Below are 15,881 nucleotides of genomic sequence, written 5' to 3' on the forward strand. Positions count from 1 at the left end.
CGAAAGGCCCGGGGGATTACTTGTTGTGCTGTCGAAACCGCGCTCTACGGAAGCTGCAGTTCCCCGTCCACGCGGCGGGGGATGCCCAGCGGATTGTCCTCGCGCAGCGCCGGGTGCAGCACTGCTTCCGGGGCGTCCTGGTAGGCAACGGGGCGCTGGAACCTGCGGACCGCCGTCGCACCAACCGATGTGAACAGCGAGGTGGTGGCAGGGTACGGGCCGCCGTGCTGCTGGGCCCAGTTCACGGCGACGCCGGTTGGCCAGCCGTCGAACAGGACCCGGCCGGCCAGGCCGGAGAGCTGCTCCACCAAGGCGGCGATGTCCTCTCCGGTTCCGGCGTGGAGGGTGGCGGTCAGGCTGCCCGGCACCTTGGCCAGGACGGCGGACAGTTCGTCCTGGTCCGCGTACTCAATGAGGATGGTGGTGGGTCCGAAGCATTCCTCCAGCAGCTTGTCCGGCTGCTCCAACACCGTGGCGGCACTCGTGGAGAACACCACGGGAGCGGCGCCATGGGCCACGGCGTCCTGGTCCACGCTGCCGCTGGCCACGTGCACGCCGTCAACAGCAGCGAAGCTGCGCAGCCCGTCCGGGTAGGCCTCGGCGATGCGGGTGGTCAGCATGCCGGCCGCAGGCTTGTCCTGGCTGGCCTCAGCCACTTCCGCGGCGAACCGGGTCCCGGCGGGGATGAACACCAGGCCGGGCTTGGTGCAGAACTGGCCCGCCCCAAGGGTGAAGGACCCGGCAAGCCCGGCGGCGAGTTCCCCCGAGCGCGCCTGCAGCGCTGCGGCCGTGATGACCACGGGATTGAGGCTGCCCAGTTCCCCGTAGAACGGGATGGGGTCGGGGCGGGAGGTGGCGAGGTCGAACAGGGCCCTTCCGCCCGGAATGGAGCCTGTGAAACCCACGGCCTTGATGGCCGGGTCCTGGACCAATGCAGTTCCCACTTCGCGGCCGCTGACCAGGGCGAACAGGCCCTCCGGCGCACCCGCGCCGCGGAGTGCTTCCGCCACGATCTCCGCCGTGCGCTCGGAAAGCCGCAGGTGGCCGGAGTGGGCCTTGACGATCACGGAGCAGCCGACGGCGAGGGCTGAGGCGGTGTCGCCACCGGCCACGGAGAAGGCGAACGGGAAGTTCGAGGCCGAGAAGACGGCGACCGGACCGATGGGCTTGAGGATCCGGCGCAGGTCCGGTTTGGGCGGGGTGGCGGCCGGGTCGGCGTGGTCGATGATGGCTTCCAGGTAGGAACCCTCGGTGATCACGCGGGCGAAAAGGCGCAGCTGGCCGGTGGTGCGGGCTACCTCCCCCGTCAGGCGCGGTGCACCGAGGCTGGTTTCGGCGTCTGCGATCTCCACCAGTTCTGCTGTGTTGGCATCCAGGGCGTCAGCCACCGCGTTCAGCCAGCCCGCGCGCTCGGCATCGGAGGCAGCAGCGGAGATGCGGGCTGCTGCGGTGGCGGCGGAAGTGATCCCTGTCAGGGAAAGCGTTGCAGTTGTCACGTCAGGTACCTGTTCGTCGTCGTACGGAGATTCTGGTCACAGCGCGTCCCGGAAACGGAAACCCAGTCCCGGCCGGTGCGCCGCCGTCACCCTGCTGTTGCTGAACCGGACCGGCGAGGGCCCGGCCAGGACGCCCAGCTGTTCGAAGGACGCCTCCTCCACGTCCTCCACCATGGTGGGTTCTGCCATGGTGAGCGCCAACTGCCCGGACAGCTCCGGCAGCAGGTGCGGCATCACCTTGATGCTGTGGGTCCGGGCCAGCTCCACGATCCGCCGGAACGGGGTAATGCCGCCCACCCGGATGATGTTGGGCTGGATGATGTCCACCGCCTCCGCTTCAATGAAATCGCGGAACCGGTAGATGGTGTGGAGGTTTTCGCCAAGGGCGATGGGCACGGGCGAGTGCTTCCGGAGCCTGCGGTAGGCCCAGAGGTCGTCGGCCCGGATCGGTTCCTCCAGCCACTCCAGCCCGAATTCGGCCAGCACATCGAGTGCGCGGAAGGTCGTGGGCAGGTCCCACCGCTGGTTCGCGTCGATCATCAGCCGGCGGTGCGGGCCCAGGACGGAACGGACGGCCTGCACGCGTTCGTAGTCTTCGCGGAGGTCCGGCTTGCCCACCTTGATCTTGACCGCCTGGTGGCCGGCAGCAACCCAGCGTTCGGCCTGGGCCACCAGCTCCTCGAGCGTGTAATGCAGGTTTACCCCGGACCCGTAGACCTCGGCGGACTCCTGCCGCTGCCCGATGAAGCCGGTAACGGACGTTCCGGCGCGGCGGGCCCGCAGGTCCCAGAGCGCAAGGTCCACACCAGCCATGGCGATGGTGGTCAGTCCCCCGCCGCCGGCCTCGTGCAGCCGCTTCCACAGCGCGTCCCACACCGTTTCCGGCTCGGCCGGAAGGCCGGTGACGAACGGGGCGATGTCGTAGTCCAGCAAGGCCTTGACTGCCTGGGGGCCGATGGTAGGTGTCCAGGAAAAGCCAAAGCCCGTCCCGCCGTCGTCCGTGTGAAGCTCGGTGGCGATCACATGGTTTTCGGGCGCCTCCGCACCCCAGTGCCGGCGGAGCGGAACGGTGAGTAGCCGGCTGGACAGGCCGCTGATCCGGGGAATGGTGCGGACGGTTTCGGCCGCAGGCGCGCTCATCAGCGGCCGGCCAGCTCGTAGCCCTTGGCCAGGATGGCCTTCAGCTCCACCAACTGCTCCTCCGTGGGGTCAACCAGCGGCGCCCGCACGGAACCGACCGGGAGGCCGCCCAGCCGCAGACCGGCTTTGATCAGGGAAACACCGAAGCCGGGGGTCTGGTCGCGGAGGCGGACCAGGGGCGCATAGAAGCCCTCCAGGAGCGCGTTGCGGCGGTCCTCGTCGCCGGAGACGTAGGCGTCGTAATACGCCTTGGCGATCTCTGGCGCCATCGCGAACGCGGCCGACGAATACAGCGGGATGCCCAGGCCGCGGTAGGCGCCCTGGGTCAGTTCCGCGGTGAGCAGGCCGTTGAAGAAAGCAAAGTCAGTCCGTCCGGTGGCCTTGACGGCGGTCACGATCTCCTGGGCCAGGCCCACATCGCCCAGGCCGTCCTTGAAGCCGATGACCTTGGGGTTGGCGGCGAGTTTCGCCATGGAGGCTGCCGTGAACTTTGCGTTGCCGCGGTGGTAGACGATGACCGGGAGGCTGCTGGCCTTCGCCACGGCCTCGATGTAGGCCACCAGCCCGTCGGTGGGACCGGTCACCAGGTACGGCGGCAGCACCAGGAGGGCATCGGCGCCTGCTTCCTCGGCGGCGCGCGCCGCGGCGAGCGCATGGCCGAGCGGTCCGCCCGCACCTGCCACCACCGGAACCTTGCCGGCAACAACTTCGACGGCGGCCGCCACCACGGTACGGACCTCATCGATGCTGAGGGCGTGGAATTCCCCGGTCCCGCAGGCAGGGAAAACGCCGCCGGGTCCGAACGGCAGCCGGGAGCTGATGTGTTCCTTGAGCAGTTCAACGTCCACCGCCCCTTCGGCCGTGAACGGGGTGACGGGGAAGAAAAGTACGCCGTCGAATTTCATGATGCCTCCTTGCCCCGGTTGCCGGCGGTCACCAGCGTGGAGGCGTCGTCGTTGAGGATGGACTTGAGTTCGGTGCGCCAGCTGCGCTTGGGCTGCCAGCCGAGCAGTTCCTGTGCCTTGGCGATGGAGAACGCGGGGCTGGTGCCGCTAAGGCCGGCGCTGAGGGCTTCGCATCCTGGCAGGAACCTGGGGATCAGCTCCGCAAGGGGCGCGGTGGCAAGCGCATCTGCTGCCCCTACGAAGAAGGTTTCCCCGTTCGGGATGTCCGGCATCTTCTGCAGCAGCAGGTCCAGGAAGTCGGCCACATCCCGCGCATCGACATAGTTGAACAGTGCCGGCGCGGAAAGGGCCGGGTCTGCCAGCCGTTCGGCCAGGGTGTGGCCCTGCTGGGTGGGGGCGCCCTCCCACTCCTCGGGGGATATGACGAAGCACGGCCGGAACGCCGCGTAGCGGATCTTCTCCCCCTGGGCTGCGGCGAACATCTGCATGGTCTGCTCTGCGATGAGCTTGGACAGCGCGTAGGCGTTCCAGGGCTTGGGCGGGGTCCGTTCATCCAGCGGGAACGACGGCGGCAGCCAGCCGGCCGGGCAGCCGTAGCCGAGGACAGTGGGGCTGCTGGCAGTGACGATCTTCGGCACCCCCACCTGCGTTGCCGCGCTGATCACGGCGAAGGCGAGCCGGGTGTTGGTGGTGAAGATGACGTCCTCCGGCGCGCTGAACGGCACGGCGATTGCCGCAAGGTGGATGACGGCGTCGGGCTTTGTTGCCTCGATCAGCCGCAAGGCCTCCCCCGGCGCAAGCAGGTCCGCGGTTTCCTGCACGACGCCGGCCAGCAGCAGTCCAGCGGGCACGGCGTCGCGGTCTACCGAGACCACTTGGTGACCCGACCGGGCCAGTCCGGCCACCACGCTGCGGCCCAGGCGGCCGGAGCCGCCGGTGACAAGTATCCTGCTCATGGTTTGTCCCTTACTTGCCGCGGCGGAGGTCGGCGCCAAGATCCAGGTCCTCGACCCTGACGGGCAGGGACGTTTCCAGGGAGCGGTTGCCGGCGATGCCCACCGACACCGAGCGCAGCCCGTCCAGGTAGCCGGAGGGACGGCCCAGCGGATCCTCGCCCGGCCCGTTGAAAAGGTCCGAGAGCAGGAGCTCGTCGCCGCCGCCGTGGCCGCCTTCGCCATTGATGATGGGCACCTCGTACGCGGCCTCCCAGTGGCGCTGGACCACCAGTCGTTCGCCGTTGCGGCGCACCGCGTCCTCTTCCTCGACGGGTGTTGCGCTGGGGTCAACCACGGTCTTTTGGTCCGCGCTGTGCAGGACCGCGGCACGCTCCACCACTTCGAGTTCAGCCCTTCCCTCGGTACCGTTGACGGCCACGCGGTAGCCTTCCCACGGGCTGTGGGCGTTCAGTGAGTAGCTCAGCCGCGGGCCGCCCTGGTATTCCACCACCAGTGCCAGGTTGTCCTCGATGGTGATGCCGCCGGTGAAGACGTCCTGGTCCCGGCGGTAGCCGTCGTAGTGCTCGTTGTCCAGGAAGAGGGCCTTGAGCCGCTCGTCCTCCCTCAGGTCAAGCGCGAAGGGATCCTTTTCGCCGGCAGGCGCCTCGGCGTCGGGCGTGCCGCGCTCGGGGCGTGGACCCAGGCCGCGCTCGGCAGCATTCTTGTCGCCGTAGAACTTCAGGCCGCCAGAGGCGAAGACGCGTTCCGGAACGTCGTCGATCCACCAGTTGACCAGGTCGAAGTGGTGCGATGCCTTGTGGATGAGCAGGCCGCCGGAATTCTTCTTCTCACGGTGCCAGCGGCGGAAGTAGTCGGCGCCGTGCACGGTGTCCAGAACCCAGCTGAAGTCGATGGAGGTCACTTTGCCGATCACGCCGCTCTGGATGATTTCCTTGAGGGCGCTGTTGCGCGGCGAGTAGCGGTAATTGAATGTGACCACCACGTTGCGGCCGGTTTCGTGGACAGCCTGGACGATGCGTCGGCAGCTTTCCGCGTCGATGGTCAGGGGCTTTTCGACGACGACATCGGCTCCCGCGCGCAGGCCCTCCACGATGTAGTCGGCATGGGTGTAGTCCGGGGTGGTGACGATGATGCGGTCGATGTTGTTTGCCTGGACGAAGGCGGTGAGGTCTCCAGGATCAAACGACGCCACCGGCCCCGGCGATCCCAGTTCCTGGATGAGCTTCTGGTAGAACTCCACGCGGCCCGGGTTAACGTCGGAAAACGCCACCAGTTCGGCGGTGTCCGCGTGTTTTCCGAAGATGGCGCGGATGTACATCTCGGAACGGCCGCCGGTCCCGATGAGCGCGATGCGCGCCCTGCCCGAAGCCGTGCCGTGCCGGGAAGCAGCGTGGGCCGGCGTCGTTTGCGCTGTGTTGACCATGGGGTCCCTTTCGAAAGCTCAGTACCGGCCGACGGGACGGCCGTTGGTGTTCGCTGGCGTTTCTCGGCGCCAGCTACTCGAGAAAGCGTTTTCTTGATCCGGATATAAAATTTGTACCAACCTCACAGCCGATCCGTCAACCGTTCTCCGCACTAATGGAAACCGCTTTCTCATTCAGGCGCGTCAGCACTGAAACCGACATCGCCCGTGAAACACTGAAAAGCGGAAGAAACCGCTTTCATGCTCCGTTATATGCTGTGGTTTCACGCTCAAGGAAGGGTTCCCCCATGGCCAGGAAATCGGCAAGCGGCCGGATCGGCATCGCGGATGTCGCCGTAAAGGCCGGAGTTTCCCATGCCACCGTTTCGCGGGTCATGAACGGGAATTTCACCGTGGATCCGGAAATCGCTGCCAGGGTACGTGCGGCTGCGGCGGAGCTGAAGTACCAGCCCAATCCGGTGGGACGCAGCCTGGCCCTTGGCAAGACGGACACCATCGGCATCGTGGTGCCGGACCTGGCCAACCCCACGTTCCAGGCCATTCTTCGCGGCCTGAGCCGGGCAGCAGCCCAGGACGGTTACCGCGTGCTCATCGCGGACTCGTTCGAAGTTTCCAGCGAGGAGTCCATCCTTGCCGGCGAGGCACGCCGGCGGTGCGACGGGCTGGTCCTGTGCGCCCCGCGAATGTCGGATGCCGAACTGGAGGAGATCGCGCCGTCACTGCATCCCCTGGTCCTGATCAACCGGACCACCGCGGCGCCGGGCGTGCCCAGCCTGGTGGTTGACTACGGCCAGGGCGTCCAGGACATTGCCGAGCACCTGGTGGAACTGGGCCATACGCGGCTGGCCTTCCTGGCAGGCCCGCACGGGAGCGCCTCCAACGACATGCGGCTCAAGGGGCTGGAGACGTTCAGGGCCGCCCAGCCGCACGTTGACGTAACCATGCTGGAGGGCGGCTCGGATTTCGACACCGGCCATGAAGCCGTCGATGCCGTACTGGCCAGCGGGGCCACCGGAATCCTGGCCTTCAACGACCTGGTGGCCATGGGCCTGATGAGCGGCCTGCACGAGCGCGGGCTGGAGGTTCCCGGCGACATCTCCGTAACCGGCTTCGATGACATCCCCTTTGCCAGGTATACGACGCCGGCCCTCACCACCGGGGCGGTGCCCATTACCGAGCTGGGCGAGCAGGCATGGCGCCAGCTCCGGGCCCTGATCCGCAAGGAAGGTGACGAGCCTCCCGGCGGCTGGTACCAACCGCGCCTGGAAGTCCGGGCCAGCACGGGACCGGCGAAAGCGCCGCGGACCACAGTCCACGGCTGATATGGGCTAGGCGGACGGCGGTTTCAGGAGTACATCGATAAAATCGCGCAGGCCGTCCGCCACGTCCACGCCTTTGTCATAGAGCCACTGCAGCTGCAGGCCATCGGAGACGGCCACCACCATGCGGGCCAGGTCCTCCGCCGGCAGGTCCGAGCGGGCCGCCCCCTCTGATTGTCGGCGTTCAATGTCCGCCGCCAGCACGCCGACCACCTCGGCGTAGCGTTCCTTGAAGTAGGCGTGCGAGTCGTGTTCAGGATCGTTGGCGGTGGCGGATGCCACGGCGTACAGCGTGGTCAGCCCGGGTTCGCGGCGGTTCCGTTCCGCGGAGCGCACCATCAGCGCCAACCCCGCCTGGTCCGCTTCCATTGCCGCGAGGCTGCGCCGGTCACGCTCAGCCAGGACGGCGGTCAAGAGTTCCTGCTTGCCCCGGAAGTAATGGAAAAGGGTTGCTTCCCTCACCCCGACCAGCTCTGCCACGCGCTTGAGCGCCGTGCCTTCAAAGCCTTCGGTAGCGAAGACGTCCGTGGCAGTCTGGATGATCTGTTCCCGGCGTTCCGCGCCTTTGGCGTACTGGCCGCGCGGCTTTGATGAAGGCATCAGGCCAGTGTATTTCAACGCCAATTCAAAAAACCTAGTCACACTAGGTTTTTGCGGGTACCATCTTCTGCAGGACCCAACGGAGGGTCACTTTTTTGTCAGGAGGCATCGTGGCCATCAAGACCATCAGCGAGGATTCCGCAGGACTGCCTGCCGGCGGAACGCCCTCAAACACCGTTTCAAACCCCAGCACTGCTTCAACGTCCAGCACCTCAACCGTCCCCGCCGGGGCACCAATCCGCACACCCCGTGCCTACGTGATCGGCATGCCCATTGCCAGCGCCGGGCTCTGGATGGCCGTCCTGGCCCCGGCCCTCGTGGTACTGGCCATCAAAGTTTCAGAAATCACCACCCCGGAAACGCGTGCCGGTGCGCTCAGCCTGGTTGCCGGCGTCGGAGCCCTTATCGCACTGCTGGCCAATCCCTTTTTCGGCCGGCTCAGTGACCGCACCACATCCCGCTTCGGCATGCGCAAGCCATGGATTGTGGGCGGCTCGCTGGCAGGCCTGGCATCCCTGGTGCTGCTGGGTTCTGCCACCAACGTGACGGGAGTCCTGGTTGCCTGGGTCCTCGCCCAGCTCAGCTTCAATGCGGCGCTGGCGGCCCTGGTGGCCACCCTCCCCGACCAGACAGCGCCCACCGAGCGCGGCCGCCTCTCAGGCCTCATCGGGATGACGTTGCCGGTGGGCCTCGTTGCCGCCGCGTTCTTTGCCCAGCTGTTCGACAACGCCTTCCAGATGGCCGTGGTCCCCGGCGTGGTGGGGACCGCCGTGACCCTCGTCTTCGCTTTCACCTTCAAGGACCGCGTGCTGACGGAAAAGCCTGCCCCGCTCAACCTGCGGGAGATCGCAGGCTCCTTCTACTTCAACCCCCGCACCTACCCGGGCCTGGGGTGGGCCTGGTTCACCAAGTTCCTGGTCTACATGGGCTACTGCGCCGGCTTGCTGTACCTGCCCTACTTCTTCGAGGACCACCTCCACGTTGCAGAAACCGCCGTTCCGGGACTCGTTTTCCAGGCGACCCTGGTCAGCTCCGCGGGAACCGTGGTGACCAGCATCGGCGGCGGCTGGATCAGCGACCGGATCGGAAAGCGCAAGGCCATGGTCATTGCCTCCGCGATCATCATGATGGCGGGCCTGATGGTCGTTGCCACCAGCAGCACCACGGACCAGGTCCTGCTGGGGCAGGCCCTCGCCGGCCTGGGCCTTGGCTGCTTTGGTGCGGTGGACGTGGCCCTCATCGCGGACCTCCTCCCTGGAAGCCAGAGCGAGAACGCCAAGACGTTCGGCGTTTTCAATATCGCCCAGGCCCTGCCCCAGTCCCTCGTACCCGCCATCGCCTTCCCCGTGATCACCCTCGGCGGCTACCCGGCCCTCTTCATCGGCGGAGCCGTCGTCGGCATCATCGGCGCCGTCCTCGTCACCCGCATCAAAGGAGTCAAGTAAATGAATCCCACACTTTCCCCCGCCGTCACAGCGCCGGCGGCCGGCTCACCGGATGCGGAGGCACGCATCCGCGAACTGGCTGAACGCCTCACCCTCGAGGAGCAGATCCAGCTGCTGACTGGTGCTGATGTCTGGGCAACGCACGCTCTGCCCTCCATTGGCCTGTCCCGGGTGGTCATGTCCGACGGCCCCTCCGGTGTCCGGGGTGAAGACTTCGATGAGCGGCACGACTCGGTGTCCTTGCCGTCGTCGTCCGCGCTGTCCGCCACGTGGAGCGTGGAGACGGCGCGCCGGTATGGCCAGGTCCTGGGGCAGGAGGCCCGCCGCAAGGGTGTCCATGCCGTCCTGGGCCCCACCATCAACCTGCACCGTTCACCGCTGGGCGGCAGGCACTTTGAATGCATGAGCGAGGACCCGCGCCTGACCGCCACCATGGCCGCCGGCTACGTTGCCGGGGTCCAGTCGATGGGCGTGGGCGCGACCCCGAAGCACTACCTCGCCAACGAGGCTGAAACCGAGCGCTTCACCTCCAACTCGGTGGTGGACCAGCGGCCCCTGCGGGAGCTCTACCTGGCAGCCTTCGAGGACGCCATCACCGAGGCGCGCGCCTGGCTGGTGATGAGCTCCTACAACTCCATCAACGGCACCACCGCCAGCGAAAACGAGCTGCTGAAGACTCCCCTGTCCACGGAGTGGGGCTTCGACGGTGTGGTGGTCTCCGACTGGACCGGTGTCCGCTCGGTCGAAGCTGCCAACGCCAACCAGGACCTGGAGATGCCGGGGCCGGTGGGCCACTGGGGCCCCAAGCTTCTGGCGGCAGTGAATGACGGCCGCGTGAGCCGGTCCGCTATCCTCGAAAAGGTCATCAGGATCCTCCGGCTGGCCGCCCGCGTGGGTTCCCTCGACGGCGTCTCGCCCGCCGTGACGGAGCTCCCGGCACCCCTCAACCCGGCCGCCGTCGCCCGTGAAGTGGCGGTCCGTGGCGCCGTCCTGGTCCGCAACCGGGACGGCCTCCTGCCCCTGGATCCGCAGGCCCTGGCAAGCGTGGCCGTCAGCGGCCACAATGCAGAGGAAGCACGCACGCAGGGCGGCGGCAGCGCCACCGTCATGCCCAAGCAGAACGTCTCGCCGCTTGAGGGCCTGCGGGAAGCGCTGCCGGGCGTCAGCGTGAGCTACGCCCGCGGCGCCAAGGTTGCAGAGGGCCTGCAGGCCTTCCCCCGCGCCTCGCTGCACAACCCCGTGTCCGGAGTGCCCGGCATGCGGGTGACCTTCCTGGCGGAGGATCGTTCGGAAATCTCTGGCGAGGACCGTCTGGCCTCGCACCTGATCTGGTTTGGTGTCGGCATCCCGGAGGGGACCGCGGCCATCCGCATGGAAGCGGACTGGACCGCACCGAGGGCGGGCGTCCACCACCTGGGCGTGGGCACCGTGGGCCGGATCCGGCTGTCCCTGAACGGTGACGAGGTGTTCAACGGCGAGATCGAGGATGACACCGACGTGCTCGGCGCGGCCCTGTTCGATCCGCCCAAGACCGTCCACCCGGTGACCACTGCCGCGGGAGACGCGGTCCGGATCGAGGCCGTGTACGAGCTGCCCAGGAACCAGGCCATCCCCTTCACGGCCATCCTCCTGGGCGAGGAAACGGTGGTGGAGGACCCGCAGGCCGAGATCGACGCGGCTGTGGAGGCCGCCCGGACCGCCGACGTAGCCGTGGTTGTGGTGGGAACCAGCGCAGCCATCGAATCCGAGGGCTTCGACCGCAAGGACCTGGACCTCCCGGGCCGGCAGAACCAACTGGTGGAGGCGGTGGCTGCGGTGAACCCGCGCACCGTGGTGGTGGTGAACTCCGGTTCACCGGTCCTTATGCCGTGGCTGGACCGGGTGGGCGCCGTCCTGCTGGGCTGGTTCGGCGGCCAGGAATTCGGCCGGGCCCTCGCCGACATCCTGCTGGGCGCCGAGGAACCGGCCGGCCGCCTTCCCACAACATGGCCCGCGGCCCTGTCCGACGTTCCGGTCCTGGACACCCACCCGGTTGACGGCAACGTGGTCTACTCCGAGGGCATCCACGTCGGCTACCGCGCCTGGCTGAAGCAGCAGGCTTCGGGCGGTGCCGCCCCGGCCCTTCCCTTCGGCTACGGCCTGGGCTACACCACCTTCGAGCTCGGCACGGCCCACGCACGCGAGTCGGTCCCGGCCGGCGCTGACGTGACGGTCCACGTTCCGGTCCGCAACACCGGAAGCCGGTCCGGCCGCGAAGTGGTGCAGGTGTACCTGGACCGCCCCGAGTCCGCGGTCGAGCGGCCCGTCCGCTGGCTCGCCGGCTACGCCGGAACGCATCTGGCGCCGGGCGGCACGGAGAGCGTGGAAGTCCGGATCCCGGCCCGCTCCTTGGCGCATTACGACGGCGGCTGGCAATTTGAGCCCGGCACCTTCCGGATCCTCGTGGGCCGGCACGCCGGAGACGACTTCGAGATTTTGGAGATCGAAGTCCGCTAGTCCCCTCGGCCGGGCTGGGCAGGATTATCCCTGCCCAGCCCGGCCTCTTTGTAGAACCCCTCGATGTGGGCAGCCACCAGCTCCGCCGCCCTGGCGCCGTCGCCGTTCCTGACCGCAGCAAGGATGGCGTGGTGCTCAGCGCGCAAACGCGATGCCGTGGTACCCCAGTCCGGCAGGTGGGATGTCAGCTCGGCGGCGTATCCCTGGATTGATTCCCGCAGCGATCCCATCATGGCGCTGACCACCGCGTTCCCTGCGGCGTTGGCCAGGGCCAGATGGAACCGGACATCGAGGGCCAGGAACTCGCCCACGGGGATGTCTTCCGGGGCATCCATGGCGCCCAGTAGTGCGGCCGCCTCCTCAAGTTCGGGCGCATCCCGGCGGGCGTGGGCGGCGGCCCAGGACTCGAGCAGGACGCGGGTCTGCACGATGTCCGCCACGGGAAGGTGCTGGGTGGCCACGTGCAGCCGAAGGGCCGAGCCGAGCGCCGCCGTGGGATCCGAGATCACCACCGTCCCGGCGTCGGGGCCGGAGCCAACACCGGAGCGCACCGCGCCCATGGCTTCCAGAATCCGGATGGCCTCGCGGACGGAGGTCCTGGAGACTTTGAGCTGTTCCGCCAGGGCGCGCTCGGCCGGGAGCCTGCCCCCTACGGCGAGGTTGCCGGCCGATAGTTGATCCTCGATCCAGTGCAGGACCAGCTGGTGGGTGCGCATATCCAAATAGTAGTTGATGTGGTTGGACCATATGACCTAGAGTCTGGTTGGACCATAGGAGGAGCAATGACGCACACCATTCAGCCCAACAATCCCGAGGCCACCCCGGCCCCGGATGCCATGGACGTCCCCACAGCCCCGGCACCTGCCAAGGCTCCGTCGTCGACCGCCCTGCCCGACGCACTCAGGCGCCGCGTCCCCAAGTACTCGGACCTCGCGCCCCTGATGCAGTTCAAGAAGCCGGAGTTCAGCAAGGAGGCGCGGCTGAAGCGGGCCAGCACCATCTGGGAGCTCCGCGCCATGGCCAAGCGCCGCACGCCCAAGGCCCCCTTTGACTACACTGACGGCGCCGCCGAAGACGAGATCACCCTCCGCCGTGCGCGGCAGGCGTTCCTGGACATCGAGTTCCGTCCGGGCATCCTGCGCAACGTCTCCGCCATCGACCTCAGCACGGAGATCCTGGGCAAGCCGTCACGGCTGCCCGTCGGCATAGCCCCCACCGGTTTCACGCGCATGATGCAGTCCGAGGGCGAGTACGCCGGGTCGCAGGCAGCCGAGGCCGCCGGCATCCCATACACGCTGTCTACCATGGGCACTGCTTCCATCGAGGATGTGGCCGCGGCTGCTCCCAACGGGCGCAACTGGTTCCAGCTGTACCTGTGGACGGACCGGGACCGCTCCCTGGAACTGATCGAACGCGCCGCCAAGGCCGGAAATGACACACTCATGGTCACCGTGGACACCGCAGTGGCCGGCGCCCGGCTCCGGGACGTCCGCAACGGCATGACCATCCCGCCGGCGCTGACGCTCAAGACCGTGCTTGATGCCTCCTACCGGCCGGCCTGGTGGTTCAACTTCCTCACCCACGAGCCGCTGACCTTCGCCTCGCTGTCCCGTTACACCGGCACCGTTGCGGACCTGATCAATTCCATGTTCGATCCAACACTGACCTTCGAGGACCTTGACTGGCTGCGCGAAACCTGGAAGGGCAAGCTGGTGGTCAAGGGCATCCAGACCGTGGGGGACGCCCGCCGCGTGGTGGACCACGGCGCGGACGGCGTGGTGCTGTCCAACCACGGCGGCCGCCAGCTCGACAGGGCACCCATCCCGTTCCACCTGCTCCCCGAGGTCAAGCAAGCCTTCACCGCAGACAACAGCGATGCGGCCATCATCCTGGACACCGGCATCATGAGCGGCGCGGACATCGTGGCGGCCCTGGCCCTGGGCGCGGACTTCACCCTGATCGGCCGCGCCTACCTCTACGGCCTGATGGCCGGTGGGCGCGCGGGCGTGGACCGGACCCTGCAGATCCTGGAGAAGGACATGGCCCGCACCATGGCCCTGCTGGGCGCCAGCCGCATATCAGAGCTGACCCCGGACCACGTTCGGCTGCCGGGCAACTAAAGGGGCTACTTCTTCCGTCCGAATTTCGGCAGGTTGGCCAGCAGGTCAGCGGCCTTGGTGGCGGCACGGCCAACGGTGCGGCCGATCTGCTGCGGGACGGTGTCATCGCTCAACGGGGCGGCGGTACCACCGGGAATCACGACGGCGGGACTCAGTTCCGCTCCTTCGCGCACCAATACGGCCGACGGAACTTCGTCCGTCGTTGCCGCCGCCGGTTGCGCGGGCGCCGGTTCCTGGGGCCGCGCGGCGGTGGGCAGCGACGCTGCCGCCGCCGCAACACCCTCCCGGAGGTGGGCCGGGACTGCCTGGTCCGGTCCGCCGCCCACTTTCCCGGGTGCTTCCGTGGCCGCAGCTGAGGCGGCCGCCGCGGCGCCGGAGCCGACGTCGAACGTCTCCAGCCAGCTGGCGATGCCCTCCAACGGCCCCCGGTTCAGGGCGTAGTAGCGCTTCTGGCCCTGGGCGCGCATGCTGACCAGTTGCGCTTCACGCAGGACTTTCAGGTGCTTGGAAATGGTGGGCTGGCTCGCCGCCAGTTCCTCCACCAGCTCCCCCACGGCTTTGTCCCCCGTCCGGAGGGCCACCAGGATGTCCCGCCGGGTGGATTCCGCTATGACGGCAAATACGTCGTCTGTCACCATGCCTCCCACCCTAGCGACATATACGCCGAAAGGCATCAACTATTTCGGCTGTCCGCGCTTTCTGCGAAACCGGCCCCTAATCGAACCAGGGGTCCAGGCCGTGCAGCGGGAACACGGCCTTGCGCGTGGCCATGACAGTGCGGTCCACGGCGTCGTTGGGGTCGAAACCCACCTCCCACGACCGCCACCACAGCTCCACCTCGTCCCCCATGAGCGCGGGAGCATCGACGCCGAACTTCTCCACCACGTACCGGCGCCAGTCCCCGGGCACCGGGGTCCGCAGCGGCACGGGGCGTCCCGCGGCGATGGCCACCAGGTGGCTCCAGGCGCGCGGCACCACGTCCAGTACGTTGTAGCCCCCGCCGCCCGTCGCGATCCAGCGGCTGCCGCAGTAGCGCTCGGCGAGATGTCCGACGGCGTTCGCTGCCTCGCGCTGTCCGTCAACGCTGAGGTTGAGGTGCGTGAGGGGGTCACTGCGGTGTGAATCGCAGCCGTGCTGGCTGACGATGACCTCCGGTTCGAAAGCACCCACCAGTTGCGGCACCACGGCGTAGAAGGCCCGCAGCCAGCCGGCGTCAGCGGTGCCTGCGGGCAGTGCGAGATTCACGGCCGTCCCCTCCGCTGCGGGACCACCAATTTCGTTGGCAAAGCCGGTCCCCGGAAAAAGGGTGAGGCCTGTTTCGTGCAGCGAGATGGTGAGGACACGGGGGTCGTCCCAAAAAATGTTCTGCGTTCCGTCCCCATGGTGGGCGTCGACATCGATATAGGCCACTTTGTGTACGCCGCCGTCGAGCAGTTTCTGCACCGCCATTGCCGCGTCGTTATAGATGCAGAATCCGCTGGCGCGGTCCCTGGCGGCATGGTGCATGCCGCCGCCGAAGTTCACGGCATGCACGGCCGTACCCTCCAATATGCGCCGGGCCGCCATCACCGACCCGCCGGCCAGGCGGGCAGCCGCCTCGTGCATGCCGGCAAACGCGGGGTCATCCTCAGTGCCCAGCCCACGGGATTCGTCCGGCCGGGAGGGGTCGGCACTGACCCTGCGGACTGCAGCCACATAGCCGGGTGAGTGGACGGACTGCAGGTCGGCGTCGGAAGCCACTTCCGGCGCCGCCACGTCAACATGATCCAGGTCGAACAGGCCCAGGCTGCGGGCCAGCCGGGCGGTCAGGTCCATCCGCTCCGGCGCCATAGGGTGCCCCGGGCCGAAGTTGTAGGCTGTCATGTCAGGACTCCACGCCACCACCGTAGGCGGCGAGGGCTGGCTGAGGCCGGGCAGGTATGTCATCAATCACAGGCTACCCGAGCCCGCACCGCCGTCCTCCCGGCCATGACCCGCGCTT

Annotated in this window: 12 protein-coding genes and 1 pseudogene; 4 read left to right on the plus strand and 9 right to left on the minus strand. The window is 67.8% G+C overall.

All coding sequences use genetic code 11. The annotated features are described in order from the left end of the window. Positions 1-44 precede the first annotated feature (44 nt). The 5 genes and pseudogenes from AB0313_RS09745 to AB0313_RS09765 all read right to left on the minus strand — a co-directional run. A pseudogene (locus tag AB0313_RS09745) lies at positions 45-1,511 on the minus strand (aldehyde dehydrogenase (NADP(+))); the annotation flags it as partial. 21 nt (positions 1,512-1,532) lie between these two features. Beyond that, positions 1,533-2,636 carry a mandelate racemase/muconate lactonizing enzyme family protein gene (locus AB0313_RS09750; protein ID WP_366305206.1) on the minus strand — a complete coding sequence of 368 codons (1,104 nt, stop codon included), beginning with the start codon at positions 2,634-2,636 and terminating at the stop codon, positions 1,533-1,535. After that, positions 2,636-3,541, minus strand: coding sequence for a 5-dehydro-4-deoxyglucarate dehydratase (locus AB0313_RS09755; RefSeq protein WP_141946024.1), 906 nt, complete (start codon positions 3,539-3,541; stop codon positions 2,636-2,638). The genes AB0313_RS09750 and AB0313_RS09755 overlap by 1 nt, the downstream gene beginning before the upstream one ends. Then, on the minus strand, positions 3,538-4,497 hold the full coding sequence (locus AB0313_RS09760) for an NAD(P)-dependent oxidoreductase (protein ID WP_366305208.1): 960 nt from the start codon (positions 4,495-4,497) through the stop codon (positions 3,538-3,540). Before AB0313_RS09760 ends, AB0313_RS09755 begins: the two co-directional genes overlap by 4 nt. Before the next feature lie 10 nt (positions 4,498-4,507). Further along, positions 4,508-5,920, minus strand: coding sequence for a Gfo/Idh/MocA family oxidoreductase (locus tag AB0313_RS09765; protein ID WP_366305210.1), 1,413 nt, complete (start codon positions 5,918-5,920; stop codon positions 4,508-4,510). Between the two features lie 287 nt (positions 5,921-6,207). Between AB0313_RS09765 and AB0313_RS09770 the strand changes: the two genes are divergently transcribed. Beyond that, positions 6,208-7,242: a LacI family DNA-binding transcriptional regulator gene (locus AB0313_RS09770; protein ID WP_366305212.1), complete on the plus strand. Its 1,035-nt coding sequence runs from the start codon at positions 6,208-6,210 to the stop codon at positions 7,240-7,242. Between the two features lie 6 nt (positions 7,243-7,248). On the opposite strand, the gene AB0313_RS09775 is transcribed toward AB0313_RS09770, so the two are convergent. Further along, the gene (locus tag AB0313_RS09775; protein ID WP_366305214.1) at positions 7,249-7,839 is read right to left on the minus strand and encodes a TetR/AcrR family transcriptional regulator; all 591 of its coding nucleotides are present in this window, start codon (positions 7,837-7,839) and stop codon (positions 7,249-7,251) included. Between the two features lie 110 nt (positions 7,840-7,949). Between AB0313_RS09775 and AB0313_RS09780 the strand changes: the two genes are divergently transcribed. Further along, positions 7,950-9,284 (plus strand): MFS transporter, encoded by a 1,335-nt coding sequence (locus AB0313_RS09780; RefSeq protein ID WP_366305216.1) that lies wholly within the window; start codon positions 7,950-7,952, stop codon positions 9,282-9,284. After that, positions 9,285-11,780 carry a glycoside hydrolase family 3 C-terminal domain-containing protein gene (locus tag AB0313_RS09785; protein WP_366305218.1) on the plus strand — a complete coding sequence of 832 codons (2,496 nt, stop codon included), beginning with the start codon at positions 9,285-9,287 and terminating at the stop codon, positions 11,778-11,780. On the opposite strand, the gene AB0313_RS09790 is transcribed toward AB0313_RS09785, so the two are convergent. After that, complete coding sequence (locus AB0313_RS09790) at positions 11,777-12,496, minus strand: FCD domain-containing protein (protein WP_366305220.1); 720 nt, start codon at positions 12,494-12,496, stop codon at positions 11,777-11,779. The two genes, AB0313_RS09785 and AB0313_RS09790, sit on opposite strands and share 4 nt — an antisense overlap. A 66-nt stretch (positions 12,497-12,562) precedes the next feature. On the opposite strand from AB0313_RS09790, the gene AB0313_RS09795 reads away from it, so the two are divergent. Beyond that, a complete protein-coding gene (locus AB0313_RS09795; protein WP_366305222.1) occupies positions 12,563-13,900 on the plus strand; it encodes an alpha-hydroxy acid oxidase in 1,338 nt (445 codons plus the stop codon). Between the two features lie 5 nt (positions 13,901-13,905). Here the strand turns inward: AB0313_RS09795 and AB0313_RS09800 are convergent, their stop codons facing one another. Beyond that, positions 13,906-14,538: a metalloregulator ArsR/SmtB family transcription factor gene (locus AB0313_RS09800; RefSeq protein ID WP_366305224.1), complete on the minus strand. Its 633-nt coding sequence runs from the start codon at positions 14,536-14,538 to the stop codon at positions 13,906-13,908. A 76-nt stretch (positions 14,539-14,614) separates the two neighbouring features. Further along, positions 14,615-15,826, minus strand: coding sequence for an acetoin utilization protein AcuC (locus AB0313_RS09805; RefSeq protein WP_366305226.1), 1,212 nt, complete (start codon positions 15,824-15,826; stop codon positions 14,615-14,617). Positions 15,827-15,881: the final 55 nt, after the last annotated feature.

The sequence above is a fragment of the Pseudarthrobacter sp. NPDC080039 genome (assembly GCF_040702335.1).
Taxonomy (GTDB): domain Bacteria; phylum Actinomycetota; class Actinomycetes; order Actinomycetales; family Micrococcaceae; genus Arthrobacter; species Arthrobacter enclensis_A.

Excerpts from the sequence above, each read along its gene's own strand:
- AB0313_RS09760 (WP_366305208.1), bottom strand. The coding sequence starts at position 4,497 with ATGAGCAGGATACTTGTCACCGGCGGCTCCGGCCGCCTGGGCCGCAGC.
- AB0313_RS09770 (WP_366305212.1), top strand. The coding sequence starts at position 6,208 with ATGGCCAGGAAATCGGCAAGCGGCCGGATCGGCATCGCGGATGTCGCC.
- AB0313_RS09750 (WP_366305206.1), bottom strand. The coding sequence starts at position 2,636 with ATGAGCGCGCCTGCGGCCGAAACCGTCCGCACCATTCCCCGGATCAGC.
- AB0313_RS09805 (WP_366305226.1), bottom strand. The coding sequence starts at position 15,826 with ATGACATACCTGCCCGGCCTCAGCCAGCCCTCGCCGCCTACGGTGGTG.
- AB0313_RS09795 (WP_366305222.1), top strand. The coding sequence starts at position 12,563 with ATGACGCACACCATTCAGCCCAACAATCCCGAGGCCACCCCGGCCCCG.
- AB0313_RS09800 (WP_366305224.1), bottom strand. The coding sequence starts at position 14,538 with ATGGTGACAGACGACGTATTTGCCGTCATAGCGGAATCCACCCGGCGG.
- AB0313_RS09790 (WP_366305220.1), bottom strand. The coding sequence starts at position 12,496 with ATGCGCACCCACCAGCTGGTCCTGCACTGGATCGAGGATCAACTATCG.
- AB0313_RS09785 (WP_366305218.1), top strand. The coding sequence starts at position 9,285 with ATGAATCCCACACTTTCCCCCGCCGTCACAGCGCCGGCGGCCGGCTCA.
- AB0313_RS09755 (WP_141946024.1), bottom strand. The coding sequence starts at position 3,541 with ATGAAATTCGACGGCGTACTTTTCTTCCCCGTCACCCCGTTCACGGCC.
- AB0313_RS09775 (WP_366305214.1), bottom strand. The coding sequence starts at position 7,839 with ATGCCTTCATCAAAGCCGCGCGGCCAGTACGCCAAAGGCGCGGAACGC.
- AB0313_RS09765 (WP_366305210.1), bottom strand. The coding sequence starts at position 5,920 with ATGGTCAACACAGCGCAAACGACGCCGGCCCACGCTGCTTCCCGGCAC.